This is a genomic window from Hominisplanchenecus murintestinalis, from assembly GCF_943193015.1.
Lineage (GTDB): Bacteria > Bacillota > Clostridia > Lachnospirales > Lachnospiraceae > Hominisplanchenecus_A > Hominisplanchenecus_A murintestinalis.
The window spans coordinates 1-3,363 of the sequence record NZ_CALPCM010000093.1; the positions used below are offsets into that span (position 1 = coordinate 1).

Consider the following 3,363-nt stretch of genomic DNA (forward strand, 5'->3'; position numbering starts at 1 on the left):
TGGAGAATATCCAGCAGCTGACTGTACAGTTGGAATAGCAACTATTAACGTACCTTGCCAGTTCAAAATAACTCAATCGGATTTCAAGGGGATAGTCTGCCCATTTTTGTGGATAAATCGATTGATTTCACGGGAACTGGTTCAAGGATTTGTAGTATCGAGCATTTTTATATGCTCATGAATAATTCAGGTTTAATGTTCTTCCACACATAGTTATCCATATTTGCCCGCATTTGCTGCATTACTGTAGTTCGGACTTCCTCAATACGTTTTTCTATATCTTCTTTCGAAAACTGATATATCAAATCAAACGAAATAACACTTCCATTTCTTTCAGTCATCTCATAATTAAAACAGGCTGGACCATCGCCAAACCCTGCAATTTTTTTGACATATCATTATCATCTAAACGGAACATTAATTTGTATTCTTCCATATTTCTGCCCCAAGGTACAACGCTATCTAACTTAAATGCCATTTTCTTTTCCTCCATAATTCCCGGTTTTCCAGTATTGTATGAATAATATTATTTTTTTAATATTGATTTTATATCTCTTGTAAATTCTTTTCTACTTATAGCTGTCACTATTATAACAACTAAAGAATATATTAGATTCCCTATAAATGGTTGAGTATTATATTTTGTTGTTTGACTTGCACTAATGCAAAAAAATATTACTGCTAATGATAATACTATCCAATTTGATTTTTTTATTCTTTCAATATATAAATAGCCTAATGGTATATATATGAGTCCTATCAATAATTTCACAACATAATCTGGAGTATTTGGTAAATCAAATATTACATTTAATTCACTTCCATTAAATATCAATGATAACAATACAATAATTCCTCCAAATATATAAAATCCTCCTATGAATGTTACTATTTTTGATTCTTTCATAAAATTTCTTCCTTTCTACAAATTCCCGATTTCTCAGTCTAATTTCTTTTTCTAAGTATACACGAATTCATAAGATTTTTCAATTCCCTGAACTGCTTTTGCTTAATTAAGCGGCACTTCCATATCCCATAGAAGTGCCACCTACCACCTAAGAATAGATTATCTCACTCTCTACAACTTCCCTCACACAAGCCCGAATATTATTCATTTTTTGAACCCATAAAAGCTGATTTTCTGCCTTTAACTGTTCCGTCACTCCTTGCCTGTCGGCATATTCTCTTACCAACCGAGAAAACATATTCTCTGCCTGTTCAACCACGTTTGCAAGGTATTCATTCAGCCTGCCGCTTGTCAGCAGATTGATATAAACAAGCTGCTTATGCTCTTTCAAATACTGCAAATGACGTTGCCCCCATATGCCAATCGGCTTTTCTTTTTCGGGAGGTAATGCAAGCTCTGGGAGGTAATAGTCGCCTTTCTTTGCATACCAAAGACCGTTACTTTCGTCATAAATCCTATTTTCCATAATGTTTCCTACCTTTCCTCTTTGTTGTTTTTAAAGTGTTTCCCTCGCTGTTTCGGCTTCTGCGCCGCTTTTGCCTGCTCCAAAAGACTGTCCATCTGCTTACTTCCAAATGCCTTTCGGAGCAGCTTATAATCCTCGTTTTGCACACGGAGGTTTTCATTTTCCCCTGCCAGTTTCTCATTGGTTTTCCTTAACCCCTCATTCTCACGATGAAGATTACTGTTTGTAACATTCAGCCGATAGTAGCTGTCCCACGCTTCAAAGCACCTTATAAGAGCTGTTTTAATAAGCGATTTCAGCTTTTGCACCAAAGGCTCTGCCACTTTATTTTTATATGACTTTGCAGACATGAACCCCTGCGGCTCTGGCAACTGGTATTCTGGCGAAGTATCAAGCACATGTTCCAGAGTTTTTAGATTTTCCATGCCTTTGTCGTAATTCTCCACCCTGTACGACAATGCTTGAAATTCCTCTTTTTTCTCCAAAATCTGCCCCTCAAGCTGAATAACTTCTTTTTCCCGCTCCTGCTTTTTATAATCAAGGACAGATAAATGTTTCTCATGCGTGCCTTTATGCTCCCATTCAATGCCATGCCGCCCCATCACAGCGGCAAGGTTTTCTTTTTCGGACTGTACCCACTGACTCCACTCCGTATCGCCACGGGAGCCGCCTTTGAATCCCTGCGCCGCCAACGCCTGCTTCAAAGATACCCTTGTTTCGAGCCCGCGCTTGCTGCCAGTCGTGAACGGGACAAAATCAATGTGCAGATGCGGCGTTGCTTCATCCATATGGATATGAGAGGAAAATACATAAAGGTTCGGGTTTCGTTCTTGGAATCCATGATAATATTCATCTAAAATCTTCCTTGCAAGCTGTCCGTTCTCACTTCCTGCACTCATATTTTCTTTATTCCCAATCTGCAAAATCAGTTCATGGAACGGCTTTTCCTGCTTCGAGTTCCGTATCTTCTCGTAATAATCAGCAATGCGTCGGTCTGCCCTTGTCTGTTTCTGGTTATATCTCCATAATGCTTCATCAAATAGCTTATGATACACTTTCTTGATGCTCTCGTTGCAATAGTCTACATTAAGGTGTGAACGCTCTCTATCTACATTTTCAGCCTTAAACTTGCGGCTGTTATGGTTGACCGAGCCTTTCCCCACCATTGCGCTAATCGTCCGTCTTATAAAATCACGCCCTTTCTTTTCGGCTGGTAGGCTTTGTTACTTTCCCGAAAGTAACGCAAAAGCACTTTTGTCAGCTACGCCAACAAAAATGCAACCTGCAAGCAGGTTTTGCGCTCTCCGAGGGGTGAGCGTGTGCCAGTGGCACACAAGCTGCGAACCGACCGAGTCGGCAGACGAGACAGGGCGGCTTTTTGTAAAAAGCCCCCTGCACCCCGCAAAAACTTTAATATTGTCCGTTCCCAACCGAAAAAGAACATTGCAAGATTGCACTTGCCCTAAACATATGCAATGTTGCAACCTTAACAGTTACTCGCTTCTTTTTCTTCGGGAAGTTCCCAATACCACCCATTGCCTTCCTTTATTGACTTAACGCCGAGAGATTTTTTTGCTTCGTCAAGCACTCTTTTTGAGATACCGATATTCTGTGCTTTCTTTAATATAAGCTGCTGTTGGTATTTCCCATCAGACAGGCAATCCATAATTAATTTCTCTGCTTGCTCGGATTTCTTTTCACAGCTGATGCCATTCAATAAATCATCAATGGAAATATCATAATGACCTTTCCACACAAATCCCGTTTCTTTACTCAGTTCAAAAGCAATCGGCTCGCCTTCAGGCGCAAGGGAAGATTTTTCATGCGCAACTACCCGCACTTCCTTGTTTTCCTTGAGCCTGCCGACAATGAGTACGCTTCGTGCCGTTGCTTGGAAGTCAATTGAGCCAAGCCCTCTGTAATTTGCTTT

General features: G+C 40.1%; 5 protein-coding genes and 1 pseudogene. 1 reads left to right on the forward strand and 5 read right to left on the reverse strand.

All coding sequences use genetic code 11. The features are described 5' to 3' along the window. The coding region (locus NFR99_RS14905; RefSeq protein WP_251354047.1) for a hypothetical protein at nucleotides 1-181 on the forward strand (181 nt) is incomplete at its 5' end. 156 nt (nucleotides 182-337) lie between these two features. Here NFR99_RS14905 and NFR99_RS14910 read toward each other — a convergent pair. From NFR99_RS14910 to NFR99_RS14930, 5 genes and pseudogenes are all read right to left on the reverse strand, one after another. Further along, on the reverse strand, nucleotides 338-478 hold the full coding sequence (locus tag NFR99_RS14910) for a hypothetical protein (protein WP_158591482.1): 141 nt from the start codon (nucleotides 476-478) through the stop codon (nucleotides 338-340). A gap of 48 nt (nucleotides 479-526) precedes the next feature. After that, the gene (locus NFR99_RS14915) at nucleotides 527-907 is read right to left on the reverse strand and encodes a hypothetical protein (RefSeq protein ID WP_251354048.1); all 381 of its coding nucleotides are present in this window, start codon (nucleotides 905-907) and stop codon (nucleotides 527-529) included. Between the two features lie 148 nt (nucleotides 908-1,055). Further along, nucleotides 1,056-1,433 carry a TnpV protein gene (locus tag NFR99_RS14920; protein WP_251354049.1) on the reverse strand — a complete coding sequence of 126 codons (378 nt, stop codon included), beginning with the start codon at nucleotides 1,431-1,433 and terminating at the stop codon, nucleotides 1,056-1,058. Between the two features lie 8 nt (nucleotides 1,434-1,441). After that, a complete protein-coding gene (locus tag NFR99_RS14925) occupies nucleotides 1,442-2,599 on the reverse strand; it encodes a plasmid recombination protein (RefSeq protein WP_251354050.1) in 1,158 nt (385 codons plus the stop codon). Between the two features lie 320 nt (nucleotides 2,600-2,919). Then, nucleotides 2,920-3,363: pseudogene (locus NFR99_RS14930) on the reverse strand (hypothetical protein); the annotation flags it as partial.

Bases quoted from the DNA above. Each gene is read 5' to 3' on its own strand.
- NFR99_RS14910 (WP_158591482.1), bottom strand. From the start codon at position 478: ATGGCATTTAAGTTAGATAGCGTTGTACCTTGGGGCAGAAATATGGAA.
- NFR99_RS14915 (WP_251354048.1), bottom strand. From the start codon at position 907: ATGAAAGAATCAAAAATAGTAACATTCATAGGAGGATTTTATATATTT.
- NFR99_RS14920 (WP_251354049.1), bottom strand. From the start codon at position 1,433: ATGGAAAATAGGATTTATGACGAAAGTAACGGTCTTTGGTATGCAAAG.
- NFR99_RS14925 (WP_251354050.1), bottom strand. From the start codon at position 2,599: ATGGTGGGGAAAGGCTCGGTCAACCATAACAGCCGCAAGTTTAAGGCT.